The following is an 18,864-nucleotide window of genomic DNA, read 5'->3' as shown; positions in this document are numbered from 1 at the left end:
CCGGGCCGGCCTGTCCTACTCGACGGCCCGTCCTACACGACGGCCCGTCCCACCGGCCGGTCCGCCCCGCCGGACGCACCGAGGCCCCCACCGCGCGCGGTGGGGGCCTCCGTACGTTCCGACGCCTGCTGCCGGGTCAGGCGGCCGGCGGGACCCGGGGCGGGCGGCCCGTGCCGCGCGTCAGGGCGTAGCCGCCGATGCCCGCGAGCGCGGCCAGGACGCCGCCCGCCACGGTCCAGATCCAGCGGTCCGACCACCAGCCCGAGGACCAGCCGTCCTCCGGGGCCGCCGCCTCGACGGCGGTCTTCCGGCCGGCGTCCTCGTCCGCCTTCGCCTGGTCGGCGGTGGTCGCCCCCGGCACCAGCGGCGCGGCGAGCGAGCCGTCCGTGGCGTAGGCGCCGCCCTCGTCCAGGACGTCGGCCCCGATCCGGGCGGTGAACGGCTGGCCGAGGTCCTCGTCCGGCAGGCCGGTGACGGTCAGCCGGACGTAGTAGCTGCCGGGCAGCGGGTCGTTCGCCCAGGCGTCGGCCGAGGCGCGGACCGGGCGCAGCACGCAGGCCAGCTCCACGGCCGTGGCCTCCTTCGCCGCCGTACGGGACTGCATCCCGTACATGCACGGCTGGCGGCGCCGCAGCCCGTCGTACACGTCGATCCGCCAGGTGGCGGGCCCGTGCCGGAGTGCCGCGTCGGGGAGCGTGACCGTCGCCTTCACGGTCGGCCGCTCGCCGGTGTCCGCCGGGAAGACCCAGTACAGGTAGTCACCCGCGGCGGCCTGTGCCGTGGCCTGCTGCCCCGGCAGGAACCGGGCGGCGGTACGGAAGGTGGTGCCGGCCTCCGTGGGCCCGGCCTCCTCGGAGGGGGAGGCGGAGGCGCTGGGCGTGTCGGCCAGGGCGGCCGGGGCCGCGAGGCCGAGCAGGGCGGCGCCCGCGAGCGCGGCCGTGGCGAGCATGCGTACGGTACGCATCAGTTGGTCCTCCAGACAGCGACGCGCCAGCGGGACAGCCAGCCCCAGAGCAGACCGGCGAGGAAGCCGGCGAGCACCAGCACGCCGAGCAGCCACCAGCCGCGGCCGAGACCGAACGAGGCGATGTCCGAGGCGGTGGAGGGGCCGTCGACGACGTCCACGGTCAGCTCGACCGGCATGCCGGGGGTCGTCTTGACCGACGGGGGAGCGGAGAAGGAGTTGCTGACCTGGAGGCACACGGTCTCGGCCGCGGGCTTCGCGTCGCCGGGACCGTCGTCGGCCTCCGGCTTCGGGTAGCGAAGCCCGGTCGAGATCACGTCGGTGCGCCCGTCGCCCGCCTCGGAGCCGCGGACGATCTCCCGGCCGTGGAGGGTGACGGCGCGCAGCAGCACCCCGTAGTCGTTGTTGACGGCCCGGTCGGCCGACACGCTGACGGAGGCGCGCAGTTCCTGGCCGGGCAGCAGGTCCACCCGGTACCAGCGGTGCTCGCCGAAGGACTCGCGGTCCGTGTAGAGACCGGGCTTCAGCTGCGGCGCCTTGTCGCACCGGGTGGCGCCCTGGGTGGCCACGGGGGTGACGACCGGGTCGGCCGCGCGGTCGACCAACTGCTTCACACGCCGGGAGAGTTCCTCGGTGCGGTGGACCGAGGTGTACGTGCCTCCGGTGGCCTCCGCGATGCAGGTGAGCTGCTGCCGGGTCTTGGCGTCCGGCACGAGGCCCAGGGTGTCGATGACGAGGTGGATGCCCTTCGCCGCGATCTCGCGGGCCACCTGGCACGGGTCGAGCGGGGCGCAGGTGTCCTCGCCGTCCGTGATGAGCACGATCCGCTTGGTCGCGCCGTCCTCGCCGAGGTCGTCGGCCGCGCCGAGCAGCGCCGGGCCGATCGGGGTCCAGCCGGTCGGGGCGAGGGTGGCGACGGCGGTCTTGGCCTCGGTGCGGTCGAGCGGCCCGACCGGGTACAGCGAGCGGGTGTCCTTGCAGCCGCGCTTGCGGTCGTTGCCCGGGTAGTCGGCGCCGAGCGTGCGGATGCCGAGCCGCACCTCCTGGGGCACCGCGTCGAGGACCTCGTTGAAGGCCTGCTTGGCGGCGCTCATACGGGACTTGCCGTCGATGTCCTTGGCCCGCATGGAGCCGCTGACGTCGAGGACCAGCTCGACCTTGGGGGATTCCTTCGCCGCCGGCTCGTCGGCGGCCGCGCCTGTCGGCAGGAGCGCGACGCTCAGGGCGGCGAGCAGCGCGCAGGCCCCGGTCGCCAGCCGTTTTCTCGTGATCATCGCCGGATCGTATTGATGATCGTGCGACAAACCAAAACGGGGGTGGGGGCCGGGGCCTGAGACGCGGTCGGTGCGGGCGTTCCGAGGTCCCGCTCAGCGGCTCAGGACGGTCTCCCGGGCCATGTGCGTCAGCTTCTCGGGGTTGCGGACGGGGTAGATGCCGGTGATGGCTCCGTCCTCGACCCGCAGGGCCACGACCAGGTCGATCTCCCCGTCGATCCGCAGGGTCAGTGCCGGGTGGCCGTTGGTCTGCGTCGGTTCGACGGTCGCCAGGGGCCCCAGGCCGCGACCGCGGCGGCGCCTGCTGCCGGGCCACCTTCCCGGCTCCCGACGGTGGGCCGTGGCATGGCCTGCTTGATGCCCCCGCCGTCGCTCAGGGCGACGCCGTCCGGCGCTGGGAGGTCCAGCAGGCCCTGCCGGCCGCCGGTCTCGACCGCCCGCCGAAAGGCGCCCAGCGCGGCCCGGGTCTCGGCCGTGGAGACGACGCCGCGCGGCGACGTGGGACCGTGCCCGGAGCTCGGTTCGCCTGCGTACTCGCCGGGCCGCAGGCCGCCCACGCGGTGAACGGCCTGATCCGGCTGATCGAGGGGCGCCGGCCCGAGCCGTACTCCCCGCGCCATGTCGGACGGGCCGTCACCCTCGGACGGAAGGACGCGGTGGCGCAGTTCACCCGGCCCGACGACTCGCCGCGGCCGACCTGGATCACCGGGCGCACCGCGGCCGTGATCAAGGAGCCGGCGTCCCGGGGCGGGAGATTCGGTGCCCGCACGGGGGCCGGGGCCTGGGCTCAGGAGCCCTGGCTGTTGAGGAAGCCGATGAGGCACGCGCCCCACCAGCCGGTCTGGCTGATGGTCGCGGCCAGGCCCGAGCGGACGAGCAGCCGGCGCGGGACGGTGCCGGTGCGGTGGGCATCGAGGCGCTGGCCGAGGCGGTGCGCCCAGAGCCCGTTGAGGGTGACGGCGACGACGAGCCCCAGCTTGACGAGGGTCAGCGGGGAGTGGAGGTCGGGGCGGAGGAAGAGGCCGGAGACGACGAGCCCGCCGAGGCCGGCCCAGATCGGCGTCTGGAGGGCGACGGCCGTGTCGAGGACGCCGGCGAGGGGGCGCTTCCCGGTCAGCCAGAGCACGGCGAACCAGTCGACGGCGAGCACCGAACCGAGCCCGACGACGAGGAAGACGACGTGGAAGAAGCGGGCCACCGTGAGCAGGGCGGCGTCCGCGTGGACGTGTCCGGCGGTCCAGCAGGCCGCCGCGATGCCGGCGGTGGCGACGAGCCCGAGGGCGGTGAGGAGCCAGGAGGGGGTGAGCTCCTGCGCGGGTCTGAGCTCCTGCGCGGTTCTGGACATGAGTTGATCTTCCGGACGTATGGGCGACGTAAATTAGGTAAGGCGAAGCTAAGTACCCACCCGTGTGCACGTCAAGCCGGTGTGGTGCACGTCCCAGCCCTCGGAAGGCCTGATCAGGCGCCGGATCAGGCCGAGAAGTATCGGCCCAGGACCTGGTGCAGATAGTCCGCGCCCGGGCCGAGACGGGCAGCCCGCTCGGCCGAGGGGACGAACGCGATCTCGTCGAGCTCCGGTTCCACCCCGCGCTCCGTCTCCGCCACCGCGAGCGCCGCATGCCGGCGCCGTACGACTGCGCTGGCCACGGCCGGGGCGAGGAAGTGGAAGCCGAGGCTGCCGAACCGGGTTCCCCGAGTGAGCCCCCACAGCCGCAACTCCGCGTCGAAGGCGGGTACGCCGAGCTCCTCGGCCAGTTCGCGAGCGGCATGCCGCCGGAGCGACGCCATGTCCAGCGGCCGGCCGGCCGCAGGGGGCTCCGCCGAGCCGCCGGGGAGACTCCAGCGGCCGGGCGCCGCGGTGGTGGGGGACCCGCGCCCGACCGCGAGTCCGGCCTCCGTCGGCAACAGGACGGTGACGAAGACGGACCCGGGGACCTCCTCGGCCGGCCGCAGTCTCCGCAGGGCCCGATGCCGGTACGTCATCCTCGCCCATCGCACCACCGACGGGCCGGGCCCGGGCAGGTCGAAGCCCACGCTCGCGACGAGCGGGCCGTCGAATGTGGTGGGGTTGTGGGCCTTCGTCTCGGCCCAGAGACGGTCGACTTCGCCTCGCTCCTGTGGCGACAGGGCCGGTGGAGGGTGCTCGACGAAGTCGATCCGTTGCGCGTCGAGGAACTCGACAGGGAGACGTCCGGGCTGCATCGGAGATCCTTCCCGCCCGTCGGGGCGCTCGACTCGATCGAAAGAGGCGTCCCCCTCGCGCAGGGCCGGTGCGCCGGCCGATGCCTGCCGGCCCGTGATCAACGGGGTGGCGGGAAATCACCAGGCACGAGGAGGCCGGCCGCGGGGATCAGCCGCCGGACGTCTCTGCCTCGGCCCGACGGCGCCCTCCCGCGGAGGCGACCAGCGCGTCCGCGACGACCGCCGCGTCCGCCTCCGCGACATGCGCCGGATATTCCGGCAACAGGTCGTCCCACACCGGCAACCACGAACCGTACAGCTGCGCTTGGCCCGCGGGTCGGGCGAAGAACCAGATGTGCAGGTGCGCCCCGCCGTCCCCGATCCGGTAGACGTGAGCGCGCGAGATGTGCTCCAACGCCTGCACGTGACGGACGATGTGCGTGGTCAGGACGCCCAGCTCGGCCGCCAGCTCGTCGGGAAGGTCGGCCATGTCGTGGTGGTCGAGCGGGTGCAGCATGAGCACCAGCGGCACCCCGACGCCCGTGATCCGCGTCAGCCGCCAGTTGTCGTTGAACCAGATCCCCTCACCGCGCCGGCGGCAGGAATCGCAATCGGACGGATCCTCGCCGTGCCGCGCCGGCTCGGGCAGGACGGGAGGCCGCAAGGGCGAGACGCGCAGCCCGTCCTCCTCGAACGGGCTGATGTCCCAGCCGGTCATCCGCGCCAGCGGAAGCCGACGCTCGGCGTCCGAGGCCGCGAGCGCGTGGTCGTAGAACTCTTCAGGTCGCAAAGCCATGATGCGAAGACTAGTTCGAGCAGTGGCCTCGACGGGGACGGTGGGGGAGGGCGGTTCGCCTCGGCGAGCGAGTACGCCGAGGTGGTGACCCGCAGCAACCGTGCCGGACCGTCGCGGCTCACCCGCCCGGCTGAAGCTGCTGGCGGTCGTCACCGCTCTCTCCGTCGGCTCGTTCACCTTCATCGTCGACGCCGGCCACGACCCGTCGCCGAACGGGGCGCTGGTCACCCCGAGACCCAGGTGACCGCCTCTTCCTTCTGGCCGACCGGGAACACCCTCGTCTCTCCCGGAGTCATCCAGCCGAAGAGCGACGTGACATGCGTCATCCACTCGATGTCAGTGACCAGCGCGATCCGTTTCCAGGCACGCAGGTGCTCGACCCCCACCTTGAGGTCTTGCCACAACGCCCCACCCGACATGCCCTCGAAGTCGCGCACGACGATCAGGAACCGCACCTCGCCCGCACGCGCGGCGTCGACGAGCGCGGGGAGCACCGTGTCGCGGTAGTCCTCGGCGGACAGCTTGCCGGACGCCTCGAAACCGATGACCCCCGCCGGCATTCCTTCGAGCTTCTTGATCACCATGCCTCCGGTTCCGATTGAGCCCAGGGTGCCTTCACGAGCCCGAACTCGGTACGGGCACAGGCACTGTCGAAACTCCAGTCTCGGGGCCACTCGCCTCTCCCGACACGCGGAGCACCCGAGCGGGTGAACCGTGGGTGGCGCAGTGGCGAGGACGTGCGGGGTCCGGGTGTGGCGGACCAGCGGCAGGACGAACCCGTTCCAGCCGGCCCCGAGCCGGGTCTTCCTCAGTCGCGTTCCCCGGGTCGGCGCTCATCGCTCAACGGTGCTCGGGGTTCTCGAAGTCGAAGCGGCAGCCGGCGTCCCACTCGGAGCGCTGGTTTCCGTGGGCGGGAATGCCGCCGGCGTCCTTGAGCATCCGGGCGAGGTGGAGCTGGTTCCAGGTCATGAAGGTGGTGTTGCGGTTGGTGAAGTCGTTCTCCGGACCGCCCGAGCCGGGGTCGAGGTACGACGGGCCCGGGCCGGCCGGACCGACCCAACCCGCGTCCGCCTGGGGCGGGATGACGTAGCCGAGGTGCTGGAGGCTGTAGAGGACGTTCATCGCGCAGTGCTTGGCGCCGTCCTCGTTGCCCGTGATCAGGCAGCCGCCCACGCGACCGTAGTAGGCGTACTGGCCGCGGTCGTTGAGGATCGAGGAGCAGGCGTACAGACGCTCGATGACCTTCTTCATGACGGAGGAGTTGTCTCCCAGCCACACGGGCCCCGCCAGGGTGAGGATGTCGGCGGCCATCACCTGCGAGTAGATGACCGGCCACTCGTCCGTCTCCCACCCGTGCTCCGTCATGTCCGGCCAGACACCGGTCGCGATGTCGATGTCCACCGCCCTGAGCACCTCGACCTGCACGCCCTGGCGCTCCATGATCCCGGTGCTGATGTCGATCAGCCCCTGCGTGTGGCTCCGCTCCGGTGACCGCTTGAGGGTGCAGTTGATCATCAGGGCGCGGAGATCACGGTAGGACGTGCCGGTGTCGGTCATCGCTGCGTTCCCCTGAGGGCGAGTGGGTGTCGGGTGGCGAACCGTGCCTCGGTAGGGCCCCGGGCCGGTCCGGCCGAAAAATCCCGACCACTGTCTCGCCTCGTGGGGCGGAATGATCGAATGCCGCGCCAATGGTCACGGAGTCGGCCGCCCGATCACCCGCATGGCCCCGCACCCCGACGACATGTACCCCGACATCGGATCGGCCGAGCGCATGGGGGACCGGGCGTGACCTCAGGCGGGGTCGGGGAGGGGGCGGGCCCGGACGCTGTGGGAGGGTTCCTGATGGCCGCCCGACGCGAGGATGCGCACCTCGTCCTGGTCGCTGATCTCGGCCCGGATGATGCCGGTGGCGTCGCTGTAGACGGGATGGCCCCCGGCGCCCTTGAACTCCGTGCGCTCCACGATCACGACGTCCCGGGCCGAGCCTGTGCTGTCGGAGAACACCAGCTCGTAGCGGAGTGGGTTCATCTCCCCGATTTTACGCCGATCGGGGAATGCCACCCCTCGGACGGACTCAGGCCACCGCGTCGACCAGCGCCGCCAGGGCGAGGCCCAGCGCCTCGGCCCCCGGGCCCGCGGGACCGCCCGGCTCGCTCATGTACTGATCGCGGCGGATCTCCACCATCAGGGCGCTCACCCGCGGATCCCGGCCGTAGTGCGCCAGCGGCACGTACGTCCCCGCGAAGGGACTGTCCGTGCCGACGCCGCCGAACCCGCCGAACGCCTTCCGCGCCGCGTCGAGCAGCGCGGGCGGCGTGTGGAAGGCGTCCGTGCCGAGGCAGACCGGCGGACGCGGCCCCTCGCCGTGCAGCTCGTACGGCAGCCGCTCCGTCGGGTACGAGTGGACGTCGACGATCACCACCCGTCCCGCCACGGCCAGCCGCCCGGCCACGGCCTCCGTCATCGCCCGGGCGTACGGGGCGAAGTACCGGTCGAGCAGCGGCGCCGGGTCGAAACCCTCCGCCCGCAGCGCAGCGCGGTGGGTGGTGCGGGTGTACACCGCGCCCATCCCGACGGACAGCATCTCCTCACGCTCGTCCGGGAAGCGCTCCGGGTCGACGACGAGCCGCGAGAGCCCGTTCACGAACCGCCAGGGCGTCGTGCCGGCCGCCGCGGCGGCCACGGCGGCGATCTCCGCCGTGTGGGAGTCCGTGATGTGGTCCAGTTCGCGGGCGAGTTCCGCGTCGCCGAGCAGGATCCCCTCCCGTACGTCCGGGGGCACCTCGCGCGACGAGTGCGGCACATGGAGGAGGACGGGGGAATCCGGGGCTCCGGGGAGGAGGCGGAAGGAGGGCGCGGTGTCGGTCATGCGGCGATCTTGCCCCCCACCCCACCCGCGCCGTGGCGAAACGGCTGGTTACAGTGGTGCGAGGTCGCGCCGCCGCACCAGGACCAGGCGTGAGACCGGGCCGACTGTCGACCACAGGGACCCGTACGACCACACGCCCTGCCCGTCCCCGCCCCGGAAACCCGCGCACCCCATGAGCACCGACACCGCCCTGCGTCCCGACGCCGACGCCGACGCCGACTCTGACACCCGCGCCGGCCGGGCGCCGCGCCTGCCGTGGATCGCCGGACGCGCCCCGGCCCGGCCCGCGCCCGGCGCCGCCGTCCACAGCGTCAGCGCCGCGACCGCCGCCCTCCTCGGGCTCGTCGCCGTCGGCGCCCTCATCCACGAGCCGGTGCTGATACCCCCGCTGGCCGCCAGCGCCGCGCTCGTGCACTGCGCCCCCGCGCTGCCCCTGGCCCAGCCCCGGAACGTCGTCGTCGGCCACCTCTTCGGCGCCGCCGCCGGCTACGCCGTGGCGGCCGTCGCCGCGCACGGCAGCGCCTGGGCCGCCGCCGTCGCCGCCGGCATCACCCTCGCCCTGAACACCCTGGCCCGCACCCCGCACTCGCCGGCCTGCGCGACCGCCGTCGTCATCGTGCTCCAGGCCCCCGCGCCCGCCCGCTTCGTCCCCCTGCTGTTCGGGTCCACGGTGCTGCTCGTCCTGACCGCGTTCGCCGCCTCCCGCATCCGCCGCGCGGCACCGAAGTACCCCGCCTACTGGTGGTGAGCACCCCGCCCCGCTGAGGCTCCGGGCCCCTGCGCCCCGGCATGGCGCCCGTACGCCCTCCGTCTGATCGCGTGTGCGGGCGCCTGCGGCCCGGTGCGCCCCGGTGGTCCGCACCCCCGGGCGCCTTCCCCGGGGGTGATCGCGTCACCTTCCGGCCGGTTCCGGCCGGAAGACACCGGTCGGCGCCGATCCGTCCCGAACAGGCCCCGACGAGCGCGTATCACCCTGTGTATGGCCTCCTCCTTTCCGTACCTCCGGCAGGACTTCGCCGCCTCCCTCGTCGTCTTCCTCGTCGCGCTGCCCCTCTGCATCGGCGTGGCGGTCGCCTCCGGCGTCCCCGCCGAACTCGGTCTCGTCACCGGCATCGTCGGCGGCGCCGTCACCGGCCTCATGCGGGGCAGCAGCATCCAGGTCTCCGGCCCCGCCGCCGGCCTCACCGTCCTCGTCCTCGACGCCGTCCGGACGCTCGGTCCGGCCGCGCTCGGCGTCGTCGTCCTCCTCGCCGGGCTGCTCCAGGTCGCCATGGGTCTGCTGCGCTGGGGCCGCTGGTTCCGGGCCATCTCCCTCTCCGTCGTCGAGGGCATGCTCGCCGGGATCGGCCTCGTCATCGTCGCCGGCCAGCTCTACGCCGCGGCCGGCCTCAGCGCCCCCGCCTCCGGGCCGGCCCGGCTCGCCGGACTGCCGGCCGCCCTGGGGCGCGCCGTGACGGCCGGTGCCGGCCTCGTGCCGCTCGCCGTCGCCGCCGCCACGGTCCTCGTGATCGTCGGCTGGCGGCACCTGCCCCGCCGGGCGCGGGCCGTCCCCGGCGCGCTCGTCGCCGTCCTCCTCGCGGCGCTCGCGACCGCCCTGTTCGACCTGCCGGTCGCGAGGGTTCGGGTCAGCGGGGTCCTGGACGCCGTCGGACTGCCCGGGGCGGACGGGCTCGCCGCCCTGACCGACGTCGCCCTGCTCGGCACCGTCCTCGCCTTCGCGCTGATCGCCTCCGCCGAGTCCCTCTTCAGCGCGGCGGCGGTGGACCGGCTGCACGACGGAGCGCCCACCGACTACGACAAGGAACTGCTCGCCCAGGGATGCGGCAACACGCTCTGCGGACTGCTGGGGGCGCTGCCCATGACCGCCGTGATCGTCCGCAGCTCGGCCAACGTCCAGGCGGGCGCCAGGACCAAGGCCTCCCGCGTGCTCCACGGCCTGTGGCTGCTGCTCTTCGCCGCCCTGCTGCCCGGCACCCTGGAGTACGTACCGCTCGCGGCCCTCGCCGGCATCCTCGTCCACGCCGGCTGGAAACTGATCCCCTTCCGGGGCCTCGTCGCCCTCTGGCGCGGCCACCGCGGCGAGGCGCTCGTCCTCGTGGTGACGGCCCTGGCGATCGTCACCCTGAACATGCTCGAAGGCGTCCTGATCGGACTCGTCGTCTCCGTCGCCAAAGCGGCCTGGGACGCCTCCCACCTGCGCGTCGACCACACCGACGAGGGCGAGGGGCCCGTGCGCGTCGGGCTTTCGGGCACCGTGACTTTCCTGCGGCTGCCGAAGATCCTGGACACCCTGGAGGCCCTGCCGCGCGACCGCCCGGTCGTCCTGGACCTGTCCGGACTCCACCACCTGGACCACGCCTGCCGATCCGCGCTCGAGTCCTGGGCCGAGCGGCACCGCACGAGCGGCGGCCCCGCGTCCGTACACCTCCACGGGCCGCCGGAGCAGCACGTCTGAGGCCCGGACCACCGGGGGACGGCTCAGCGGTCGACCATGACCGCCGCGTGGACCGTCTTGCCGTCCGGCCGGGTGTCCACCGTCACCTCGCGGCACAGGCGCAGCACGATCGGCCAGCCGAAGCCGCCGGGCCGCAGCCCCCCGCGGAGCTCGTGGCGCGGCGGCTCCTCGCTGGCGTCGGCCACGGAGACGGTGACCCGGTCGCTGCCGACGGCGATCCCGAACGAGGTGACCCCGCCGCCGTGGCGGTGGGCGTTCGTGACCAGTTCCGAGGTGACGAGCAGCAGGTCGTCGACCTGGGAGGCCCGCAGCGGGCCCAGGGCCGTGAGCGTGTGGCGGACCAGCTGCCGGGCCTGCGCCGGGGTGACGAGCGGTGACGTGCCGGCCCTCCCGGCGGCGGCCCGGGCACCCGCGGCGTCCATGCGGGACCTGGTTTCGCTCCGGCTGTTCATCGCGGGTCCCTTTCTTCCCGATACGTCGAGTGGTGACGGGTTACGCCTGCCCGGTCACGCCCGAGTGATGCCTCCCGCCCGGGCCGAAGACGGCGCCTGCGGAAGAGGAATGCGTCCGTACGGAGCGGGTACGCGAACCGGGACCGCCGAACGGACAGAGAGCAGGAGGAGGTCGTCCCCGTGCGGACCGAGGTGCCCAAGGCGACGGAGACGTACGTGACGAGCGGTACGGGGGAGGGGCTGCCCGACATAACGGCCCCCCACGAGGTCGCGCCCCGGGACGCGCGCGCCCTGTCGAGAGTGTTCCTCCGCGAGCTCGCGGCGCGGGAGGAGGGGACGGCGGAGCACCAGTACGTGCGGAACACCCTGATCGAGATGAACATGACGCTCGTGCGGTACGCGGCGGGCCGGTTCCGCGGGCGGACCGAGGAGATGGAGGACATCGTCCAGGTCGGCATGATCGGCCTGATCAAGGCGATCGACCGCTTCGACCTGTCCCGCGAGGTGGAGTTCACGACCTTCGCCGTGCCGTACATCGTGGGCGAGATCAAGCGGTTCTTCCGCGACACCTCCTGGGCAGTCCACGTCCCCCGCCGGCTCCAGGAGGCGCGGGTCGAGCTGGCGAAGGCGACCGACGAACTGAGCTCCCGGCTCGGCCGCGCGCCCCGGGTCGCGGAACTGGCGCCCGTCATGGACCTGTCCGAGGAGCAGGTGGTCGAGGCCCAGTTGGCCGCGAACGGCTACCACTCCACGTCCCTGGACGCCGCGATCGGCGGCGACGACGAGACGGACGACGCGGCCCTGGCCGACCTCATCGGGGAGGAGGACACGGCGCTCGCGCTCTTCGAGGACTTCCACACCCTCGCCCCGCTCGTGGCGGCCCTCGACGAGCGCGACCGGGTGCTGCTGCACCTGCGGTTCGTCGAGGAGCTGACCCAGACGCAGATCGGCGAGCGCCTCGGCGTCTCCCAGATGCACGTCTCGCGGCTCCTGGCCCGGAGCCTGAACAGGCTGCGGGAAGGCATGGTCGGCACGGGCGCCGGAGCCTGAGACGGCGGGTACGCCCGGGACCACCCGGGCGTACCCCCGCCTCGCCGGATCGGGCGTCTCAGCGGACCGCGCCGAGGAACGCGCGCGTGCGTTCGTGCGCGGGCGACTCCAGGAGCTCCTCGGCCGGGCCCGACTCCACGATCCGGCCCCGGTCGAACATCAGGATCCGGTCGGAGACGTCCCGCGCGAAGCCCATCTCGTGCGTCACGCACAGCAGGGTGATGTCGGTGGAGCGGGCGATGTCCCGCAGCACGTCCAGCACCTCCGCCACCAGCTCCGGATCGAGCGCGGACGTCACCTCGTCGAGGAGCAGGATCCCGGGCCGCATCGCGAGGGCACGGGCGATGGCCACGCGCTGCTGCTGGCCGCCGGAGAGCCGGGTCGGCCGCGCGTCGGCCCGGTCGCCGAGCCCGACCAGGTCGAGCAGCTCCCGCGCCCGGCGGTCCGCCTCCTCCCGGCTCTCGCCGAGCACATGGACGGGCGCCTCGACGATGTTCTCCAGGACGCTCATGTGCGGGAACAGGTTGAACTGCTGGAAGACCATGCCGATCCGCCGCCGGCGCACCGCCAGATGGCGCTCGCTCGCCGGCACCAGCTTCCCGCCCGCGCCTGCCGGCATGTGCGAGAAGGGCTCCCCGTCCACGTGGATGACGCCGTCGGTGACCCGTTCGAGGGTCATGAGCAGCCGGAGGATCGTGGTCTTCCCGGAGCCGCTCGGGCCGATCAGCGTCACGCGCTCCCCGTGCCCGACCTCCAGGTCGAGGCCGTCGAGCACGGTGTGGTCCCCGTACCGTTTGGTGACCCGGTCGAAGCGGACCGCGGGAGCGGCCGGGTCGCTCGGCTCCGCCGGGTCCTCCCGCTCCGCGGGGTCCTTCCGGGCGTCAATGGGCAAGGCGTGCCTCCAGTCGTCGTACGAGCACGGACGTGGGCCAGCTCGCGAGCAGGAACACCGCGGCGGCCAGGGTGAAGCTCTCCAGATAGGCGAAGTGCGTACTGCCGAAGGTGTTCGCCTCGTGCACCATCTCGTGCACGGTGATCACCGACAGCAGCGGTGTCTCCTTGAACATGGACACCGCGTAGTTCCCGAGCGGCGGCAGCACGTTCCGTACGGCCTGCGGCAGCACCACCGCCCGCCACACCCGCCGGCGCGGCAGCGACAGCGCCGTGCAGGCCTCCCACTGCCCGCGCGGCACGGCGTCGATGCCCGTCCGGTACACCTCCGACAGGTACGTGGCGTAATGGGTGCCGAGGACCAGGACGCCGAGCACCGGCGCGTCGAGCGCGGGCACGAGCACCCAGGCGGCGAACAGCTGCACCAGGAGCGGTGTCGAGCGGACGAACGTGGCCGCCCCGCGCACCGGAAGCGCCACCCACCGGGGGCCCGCCCGCTGGACGAGGGCGAGGACGAGCCCGAGGACCATCGCGACGGCGAACGCCGGGACGGTCGCCAGGACCGTGACGCCGAACCCCTCCAGTACGGCGGGCAGCGCGTCCCGGGCCGCCTCCCCGTCCCACATCAGGCACCGCCTTCCTGCCCGAGCCGGGCCTTCGCCGCCCGCTCCAGGGCGTTCATGAGGAGGCTCAGGCCGACGGCCATGCCGAAGTAGAGCCCGAGGAGCAGCAGGTACGAGGCGGCCGTCGCGCCCGTCGCCGAGCGCAACTGGTCGATCTGGAAGGTGAGATCGGGGACCGTGACCAGGGAGAGCAGCGGTGTCGCCTTGAGGAGCTGCACGAGCAGGTTCTTGAACGGCGCGACCATCAGGGCGTGCGCCTGCGGCAGGACGACCCGCCGCAGCCGCAGCCCGGCCCCCATGCCGAGGGCGATCCCCGCCTCGGTCTGGGCGCGGGGGACCGCGGCCACCGCGCCCCGCACCACCTCGGCGCCGTACGCCCCGTAGTTGAGGCCGAGCGCGAGCACCGCGCAGGCGAGCGGTTCGAGCCGGAAGCCGACCATCGGCAGCGCGAAGAACAGCCAGAACAGCTGCACGTACAGCGAGGTCCCCCGGAAGAACTCCACGACGAGGCGCGCCCCGCCGCGCACCGGCAGCCGCGCCGACCGGGAGAGCAGCCCGAGGACGTACGCGAGGAGCAGGGCGAGCGCGGCGCCGAGCACCGTGGCCTCGACCGTGACGAGGAGCCCCTCGGCCAGCCGGGGCAGCGCGCTCCGCAGCTCGGGCAGGAAGTCGGCGGCGACGGTCACGGAGCCGGACCCGACGGAGTGCGAGCCGGCCCCGACGGAGTGCGAGCCGGCCCCGACGGAGTGCGAGCCCGCCCCGACCGACAGGACGTCAGCCACGCCGACCACCCCTCACCCGGCGCACAGGTCGGCCGTCCGCAGCGAGCGTGGCGGCACCTCCCGGGCGGTGAAGCCGTACTTCCCGACGAGTCCGACGAACCGCTCGGGGGAGCCGGTGATCTTCATCAGCTCCCGGTCGAAGGCGTCCCGGAGCCCGCTCGCCCCGGGCCGGAACACCGCTCCGCCCGCGCCGAGCTGCCGTACCCCGCCGACCACCGGCACGAACGCCTCGCCCACCTCGACGGGCGCGCCCGCGTTCGTCCTGGCCAGCCAGCGCAGCGAGATCGCGGTGAGCGCGAAGGCGTCGATCCGGCCGGCCAGGAGGGCGTCGAGCCCGTCCTGCTGCTTGGCGAGCGTCTTCACCGACCCGTCCGGCACCCCCGCCGCCTTGGCGTAGGACGCCTCGACGGCCGCGGTCAGCACCCCTACGGTGGCGCCCTTCGCCGCGCAGGACTCCAGGTCGCTCACCCCCTTCGGGTTGCCCTTGCGGACCATGAGGGCGGTGGGGGAGACGAACTCCGGCTCGGAGAAGATCACCTTGGCGCAGCGCTCGGGCGTGATCGACATGCCCGCGCTCACCACGTCGAAGCGGCCGGCGAGCAGTCCCGGGATCAGCGCGCCGAACTCCGTGAGGGTCGGGCGCAGTTCGCGGACGCCGAGCGCGGTGAATATCTCGCGGTGGAGGGTCGGGGCCTCGCCGGCCAGCTCGCCGCCGTCCTGGAAGCCGTACGGTGCCTCACCGGCGAAGCCGACCCGCACGAAGCCCTCCTCCCGCAGGTTCGCGAGGAGCTTCCCGTCGTCCGCCGGGGCTCCCGTTCCGGCCTGGGTGCGGGTGCACGCGGCGAGCGGCCCGGCCGCCAGGGCGAGACCGCCGAGGAGCGAGGCTCTGGTGAGGAAGCGGCGGCGGTCGAGCGGCGCGGAGCCGCTCATGCCAGGTCCTCCGGGCGGGCGGCGATGAAGGAGGGGCGGCGCACCGGGGCGGCGAAGGGCGCCTCGGGGGCGTTCTCGACGCTGTTGAAGACGAGGAACACATTGCTCCGCGGGTACGGGGTGATGTTGTCGCCGGAGCCGTGCAGGGCGTTGCAGTCGAACCAGGTGGCGGATCCCGCCGCGCCGGTGAAGTGCCGGATGCCGCAGGCGTCGGCGAAGGTGGTGAGCGCCTCGTGGGACGGGGTCCCGGCGTCCTGCATCTTCAGCGACTGCTTGTAGTTGTCCTTGGGCGTCTCGCCCGCGCAGCCCAGGAAGGTGCGGTGCGAGCCCGGCATGATCATCAGGCTGCCGTTGGTGGTGTGGTTCGGGGTGAGCGCGATGGACACCGACACGGTCCGCATCCGGGGCAGACCGTCCTCGGCGTGCCAGGTCTCGAAGTCGGAGTGCCAGTAGAAGCCGCTGGCGCCGAAGCCGGGCTTGACGTTGACCCGCGACTGGTGGACGTAGACGTCGGAGCCGAGGATCTGCCGGGCCCGCCCGACGACCCTCGGGTCCTCGGCCAGCCGGCGGAAGACCTCGCTGATCCGGTGCACCTCGAAGACGGAGCGGATCTCCTGGGAGCGGGGCTCGACGATCGCCCGCTCGTCCGCCCGCACGGCGGGGTCGGCGACGAGCCGGTCCAGCTCGGCGCGGAGCTCGTCGACCTCGTCCGCGGTGACGAGCTCGTCCACCGTGACGAAGCCGTCGCGGTCGTACTCCTCCAGTTCCCTGGCCCAGAAGGGCCCGGGCGTGCCGGGTTCGGACCACACGACGGGGTCCTTGCGGCCGATGAGCTCCTCCCGGGAGCCGCGGGTGGGGTAGAGGTCGACGGGACGGGTGGGTGCGGAGGCCATGGGGCGGGGTGCCTTCCTTTCGCGTACGGGGTCGTCGGGGGCGCGGGCCGCTCTCGGGCCCGGCCGGGTGGGGCTCGTCGGGGTCCCGGGCGGGGCTCAGGCCTGGCCGGGTTCGGATTCGGGCTCGGTGAGGAGCGGGTAGACGCCGTTCTCGTCGTGGTCCTCGCGCCCGGTGACGGGCGGGTTGAAGACGCACAGGCAGCGGAAGTCCCGCTTGACCCTGAGGGTGTGGCGCTCGTGCCCGTCGAGCAGGTACATGGTTCCGGGCAGGATCGTGTACGTGCGCCCGGTCTCGTGGTCGGTGAGCTCGGCCTCGCCGGCGGTGCAGACCACGGCCTCGACGTGGTGGGCGTACCACATGGAGGTCTCGGTGCCGGCGTACAGCACCGTCTCGTGGAGGGAGAAGCCGACCCGCTCGCGGGCGAGGACGATGCGCTTGCTCTCCCAGGTGCCGGACGCGGCCCTCACGTGCCGGTCGGTGTTCTCCAGCTCGCCGAAGGTACGGACGATCATGGCGGTGGCCTTTCGGGTGGTTCTGTTCGGTGCGGTGTCAGGCGGAGTGGCGTACGGAGCGGGCCAGCATGCCGAGGCCCTCGTCGAGTTCGTCGTCCGTCGCGGTCAGCGGCGGCAGCAGCTTGACCACCTCGCCGCGCGGCCCCGAGGTCTCCAGGAGCAGACCGATCTCGAAGGCCCGCCGGCACACGGCCGCGGCGCGCTCCCCGTCGGCGAACTCCAGGCCCCACACGAGGCCGCGGCCGCGCACGGCCAGGCCCGAGCGGTCGTCGTCGCCGCACAGGTCGAGGAGGGCGCGCTCGACCCGGCCGGCCCGGCCCAGGGTGCGTTCGCGCAGGGTGCCGTCGCGCCAGTACGCGTCGAGGGCGGCCGTGGCGGTGACGAAGGCCGGGTTGTTGCCGCGGAAGGTGCCGTTGTGCTCGCCGGGCTCCCACAGGTCGAGCTCCGGCCGGAAGAGGCAGAGGGACATGGGCAGGCCGTAGCCGCTGATGGACTTGGACAGGGTGACGATGTCGGGCGTGATGCCGGCCTCCTCGAAGGAGAAGAAGTCGCCGGTGCGTCCGCAGCCCATCTGGATGTCGTCGACGATGAGGAGCATCTCGTGCCGGCGGCAGAGCTCCGCGAGGGCGCGCAGCCACTCGGCCCGTGCGACGTTGATGCCGCCCTCGCCCTGGACGGTCTCGACGATCACGGCCGCCGGGTGGTCGAGGCCGGAGCCGGCGTCGTCCAGGAGCCGTTCGAACCAGAGGAAGTCGGTGACCTGCCCGTCGAGGTAGTCGTCGAAGGGCATCCGGGCGGCGTGGTGCAGCGGGACGCCCGCTCCGGCGCGCTTGGCGGCGTTGCCGGTGACGGCCAGCGAGCCGAGCGACATGCCGTGGAAGGCGTTGGTGAAGGAGACGACGGTCTGGCGTCCCGTGACCTTGCGCGCGAGTTTGAGGGCGGCCTCCACGGCGTTGGTGCCCGTGGGGCCGGGGAACATCACCTTGTAGGGCAGGGCGCGGGGTTCGAGGACCGTGGTGCGGAAGGTCTCCAGGAAGGCGCGTTTGGCGGTGGTCGACATGTCGAGGCCGTGGGTGATGCCGTCGTCGGCGAGGTAGTCGAGGAGGGCGCGCTTGAGCACCGGGTTGTTGTGGCCGTAGTTGAGTGAGCCCGCCCCGGCGAAGAAGTCCAGGTACGGACGGCCGTCCTCGTCGTACAGCCGGCTCCCGCCGGCGCGCTCGAAGACGACGGGCCAGGCACGGCAGTAGCTGCGGACCTCGGATTCGACGGTCTCGAAGACGGAGGGGGCGGCGATGTCGGTCAGGGTCACGAAGTCTCTTCTCCAGGGTGTGGTGCGGGTCGTCGTGCGGGTCCGTGGACGCCGGGTCGGCTCGGGTGGCCGGGGCCTGCTCAGGACGCCGGGGGCGCGAGGGGGCCGATGCGGTAGAGCACCTCGGCCTCGTGTCCCGCCACGGGGAAGGAGGCGGACGGGAAGAGGACCTCGCGTGTCAGGTCCGCGCCGTGCCTGCGGGCGTAGGACCGGAAGAGCCGGTCGGACGCCAGGTTTCCCGGTGTGACGGTCGCCTCCAGCCGGTCGAGTCCGTGCTCGGCCGCCACGCGGGCGGACAGAGCGTCGAGCAGGGTCCCGGCTACCCCGCCTCCGCGGTGCGAACCCTCCACGGCGACCTGCCAGACGAAGAGCGTCCCGGGCGCGTCGGGCCGCAGATAGCCGGTGACGAAGCCGACCGGTCGTCCGGAGGCGTCACGGGCGACGGCGGTCGTGTCGGCGAAGTCGCGGCACCACAGCAGGTAGCTGTACGGGGAGTTGAGGTCGAGTTCTCCCGAGCCGCGGGCGATCCGCCAGAGGTCGGCGCCGTCCGCGATCTCGGCCGGTCCGACGGAGAGGCCGCCGACCGGGGATGTCTGGGGGGCAGTGGTCATGGGCGCCGAAGCTACCGAGCAGGCGGCGGAACTTCCTGGGCCGAAGGGCTTGTTCGGTCCCGCCGGGGCGTGATAGATGCGTCGGTTGCCTTCGTGGAGGGATTGTCCACAAGGACGCGCGGCGAAGTGGCTCAGAAGCGCACAAACTACCCGTTTATAACGGCTGGGTAACGCCTCCGGGTGGTTTGATGGGATCTCTCAAGAACGTGAGAACATCCGGGATTTCCCGTTTGAAGGCGCCGGAAACGGGGAGCCGGGCCGGGTGCGATGC

Annotated in this window: 22 protein-coding genes and 1 pseudogene; 4 read left to right on the top strand and 19 right to left on the bottom strand. The window is 73.1% G+C overall.

Annotation, left to right across the window (positions count from 1 at the left end; genetic code table 11):
* Positions 1-136: 136 nt before the first annotated feature.
* From ACWGN5_RS20660 to ACWGN5_RS20635, 6 genes and pseudogenes are all read right to left on the bottom strand, one after another.
* A complete protein-coding gene (locus ACWGN5_RS20660; protein WP_453517138.1) occupies positions 137-964 on the bottom strand; it encodes a hypothetical protein in 828 nt (275 codons plus the stop codon).
* Positions 964-2,238 (bottom strand): VWA domain-containing protein, encoded by a 1,275-nt coding sequence (locus tag ACWGN5_RS20655; RefSeq protein ID WP_453517136.1) that lies wholly within the window; start codon positions 2,236-2,238, stop codon positions 964-966. Before ACWGN5_RS20655 ends, ACWGN5_RS20660 begins: the two co-directional genes overlap by 1 nt.
* Positions 2,239-2,331: 93 nt before the next feature.
* Positions 2,332-2,732: pseudogene (locus tag ACWGN5_RS20650) on the bottom strand (RNA polymerase subunit sigma-24); the annotation flags it as partial.
* Between the two features lie 293 nt (positions 2,733-3,025).
* The gene (locus ACWGN5_RS20645; protein WP_453517134.1) at positions 3,026-3,583 is read right to left on the bottom strand and encodes a hypothetical protein; all 558 of its coding nucleotides are present in this window, start codon (positions 3,581-3,583) and stop codon (positions 3,026-3,028) included.
* Between the two features lie 125 nt (positions 3,584-3,708).
* The gene (locus ACWGN5_RS20640) at positions 3,709-4,440 is read right to left on the bottom strand and encodes an NUDIX domain-containing protein (RefSeq protein WP_453517133.1); all 732 of its coding nucleotides are present in this window, start codon (positions 4,438-4,440) and stop codon (positions 3,709-3,711) included.
* Between the two features lie 148 nt (positions 4,441-4,588).
* Positions 4,589-5,215 carry a hypothetical protein gene (locus tag ACWGN5_RS20635; protein ID WP_453517130.1) on the bottom strand — a complete coding sequence of 209 codons (627 nt, stop codon included), beginning with the start codon at positions 5,213-5,215 and terminating at the stop codon, positions 4,589-4,591.
* Between the two features lie 100 nt (positions 5,216-5,315).
* Here ACWGN5_RS20635 and ACWGN5_RS20630 point away from each other — a divergent pair, with 100 nt between their 5' ends.
* On the top strand, positions 5,316-5,459 hold the full coding sequence (locus ACWGN5_RS20630) for a hypothetical protein (RefSeq protein WP_453517129.1): 144 nt from the start codon (positions 5,316-5,318) through the stop codon (positions 5,457-5,459).
* On the opposite strand, the gene ACWGN5_RS20625 is transcribed toward ACWGN5_RS20630, so the two are convergent.
* The 4 genes from ACWGN5_RS20625 to ACWGN5_RS20610 all read right to left on the bottom strand — a co-directional run bounded on the left by ACWGN5_RS20625 (position 5,440) and on the right by ACWGN5_RS20610 (position 8,084).
* Positions 5,440-5,799 carry an STAS/SEC14 domain-containing protein gene (locus tag ACWGN5_RS20625; protein ID WP_453517127.1) on the bottom strand — a complete coding sequence of 120 codons (360 nt, stop codon included), beginning with the start codon at positions 5,797-5,799 and terminating at the stop codon, positions 5,440-5,442. The two genes, ACWGN5_RS20630 and ACWGN5_RS20625, sit on opposite strands and share 20 nt — an antisense overlap.
* Positions 5,800-6,055: 256 nt before the next feature.
* Entirely contained in the window at positions 6,056-6,772 is a 717-nt protein-coding gene (locus ACWGN5_RS20620; RefSeq protein WP_453517125.1) for a flavodoxin family protein, read from the bottom strand.
* Positions 6,773-7,006: 234 nt separating this feature from the next.
* Positions 7,007-7,243 carry a DUF6296 family protein gene (locus ACWGN5_RS20615; RefSeq protein ID WP_453517123.1) on the bottom strand — a complete coding sequence of 79 codons (237 nt, stop codon included), beginning with the start codon at positions 7,241-7,243 and terminating at the stop codon, positions 7,007-7,009.
* Between the two features lie 46 nt (positions 7,244-7,289).
* A complete protein-coding gene (locus ACWGN5_RS20610; RefSeq protein ID WP_453517122.1) occupies positions 7,290-8,084 on the bottom strand; it encodes an N-formylglutamate amidohydrolase in 795 nt (264 codons plus the stop codon).
* Positions 8,085-8,256: 172 nt separating this feature from the next.
* Between ACWGN5_RS20610 and ACWGN5_RS20605 the strand changes: the two genes are divergently transcribed.
* Together ACWGN5_RS20605 and ACWGN5_RS20600 are read left to right on the top strand one after the other, a co-directional pair.
* On the top strand, positions 8,257-8,832 hold the full coding sequence (locus ACWGN5_RS20605; RefSeq protein ID WP_453517119.1) for an HPP family protein: 576 nt from the start codon (positions 8,257-8,259) through the stop codon (positions 8,830-8,832).
* Positions 8,833-9,063: 231 nt separating this feature from the next.
* The gene (locus ACWGN5_RS20600) at positions 9,064-10,539 is read left to right on the top strand and encodes a SulP family inorganic anion transporter (protein ID WP_453517118.1); all 1,476 of its coding nucleotides are present in this window, start codon (positions 9,064-9,066) and stop codon (positions 10,537-10,539) included.
* Positions 10,540-10,562: 23 nt separating this feature from the next.
* On the opposite strand, the gene ACWGN5_RS20595 is transcribed toward ACWGN5_RS20600, so the two are convergent.
* Positions 10,563-10,991 (bottom strand): ATP-binding protein, encoded by a 429-nt coding sequence (locus ACWGN5_RS20595; protein WP_453517116.1) that lies wholly within the window; start codon positions 10,989-10,991, stop codon positions 10,563-10,565.
* Between the two features lie 180 nt (positions 10,992-11,171).
* Here ACWGN5_RS20595 and ACWGN5_RS20590 point away from each other — a divergent pair, with 180 nt between their 5' ends.
* The gene (locus tag ACWGN5_RS20590) at positions 11,172-12,041 is read left to right on the top strand and encodes an RNA polymerase sigma factor SigF (protein ID WP_453517113.1); all 870 of its coding nucleotides are present in this window, start codon (positions 11,172-11,174) and stop codon (positions 12,039-12,041) included.
* Between the two features lie 58 nt (positions 12,042-12,099).
* Here the strand turns inward: ACWGN5_RS20590 and ehuA are convergent, their stop codons facing one another.
* The 8 genes from ehuA to ectA all read right to left on the bottom strand — a co-directional run bounded on the left by ehuA (position 12,100) and on the right by ectA (position 18,593).
* Entirely contained in the window at positions 12,100-12,816 is a 717-nt protein-coding gene (ehuA, locus tag ACWGN5_RS20585; RefSeq protein ID WP_453517266.1) for an ectoine/hydroxyectoine ABC transporter ATP-binding protein EhuA, read from the bottom strand.
* Positions 12,817-12,922: 106 nt separating this feature from the next.
* On the bottom strand, positions 12,923-13,558 hold the full coding sequence (gene ehuD / locus ACWGN5_RS20580; protein WP_453517112.1) for an ectoine/hydroxyectoine ABC transporter permease subunit EhuD: 636 nt from the start codon (positions 13,556-13,558) through the stop codon (positions 12,923-12,925).
* Positions 13,558-14,241: an ectoine/hydroxyectoine ABC transporter permease subunit EhuC gene (gene ehuC / locus ACWGN5_RS20575; protein ID WP_453517264.1), complete on the bottom strand. Its 684-nt coding sequence runs from the start codon at positions 14,239-14,241 to the stop codon at positions 13,558-13,560. Before ehuC ends, ehuD begins: the two co-directional genes overlap by 1 nt.
* 108 nt (positions 14,242-14,349) lie before the next feature.
* Positions 14,350-15,267, bottom strand: coding sequence for an ectoine/hydroxyectoine ABC transporter substrate-binding protein EhuB (gene ehuB / locus ACWGN5_RS20570; RefSeq protein ID WP_453517109.1), 918 nt, complete (start codon positions 15,265-15,267; stop codon positions 14,350-14,352).
* Positions 15,264-16,160, bottom strand: coding sequence for an ectoine hydroxylase (thpD, locus tag ACWGN5_RS20565; RefSeq protein WP_453517108.1), 897 nt, complete (start codon positions 16,158-16,160; stop codon positions 15,264-15,266). Before thpD ends, ehuB begins: the two co-directional genes overlap by 4 nt.
* A gap of 96 nt (positions 16,161-16,256) precedes the next feature.
* Positions 16,257-16,673 (bottom strand): ectoine synthase, encoded by a 417-nt coding sequence (locus ACWGN5_RS20560; protein WP_453517107.1) that lies wholly within the window; start codon positions 16,671-16,673, stop codon positions 16,257-16,259.
* A 37-nt stretch (positions 16,674-16,710) separates the two neighbouring features.
* Entirely contained in the window at positions 16,711-17,976 is a 1,266-nt protein-coding gene (gene ectB, locus ACWGN5_RS20555) for a diaminobutyrate--2-oxoglutarate transaminase (protein WP_453517262.1), read from the bottom strand.
* Between the two features lie 86 nt (positions 17,977-18,062).
* Entirely contained in the window at positions 18,063-18,593 is a 531-nt protein-coding gene (ectA, locus tag ACWGN5_RS20550) for a diaminobutyrate acetyltransferase (RefSeq protein ID WP_453517105.1), read from the bottom strand.
* Positions 18,594-18,864 lie beyond the last annotated feature (271 nt).

This window comes from Streptomyces sp. NPDC055815, from assembly GCF_053616475.1.
The sequence above is the reverse complement of the archived record's forward strand: the minus strand, read 5'-3'. Positions and strand labels throughout refer to the sequence as shown.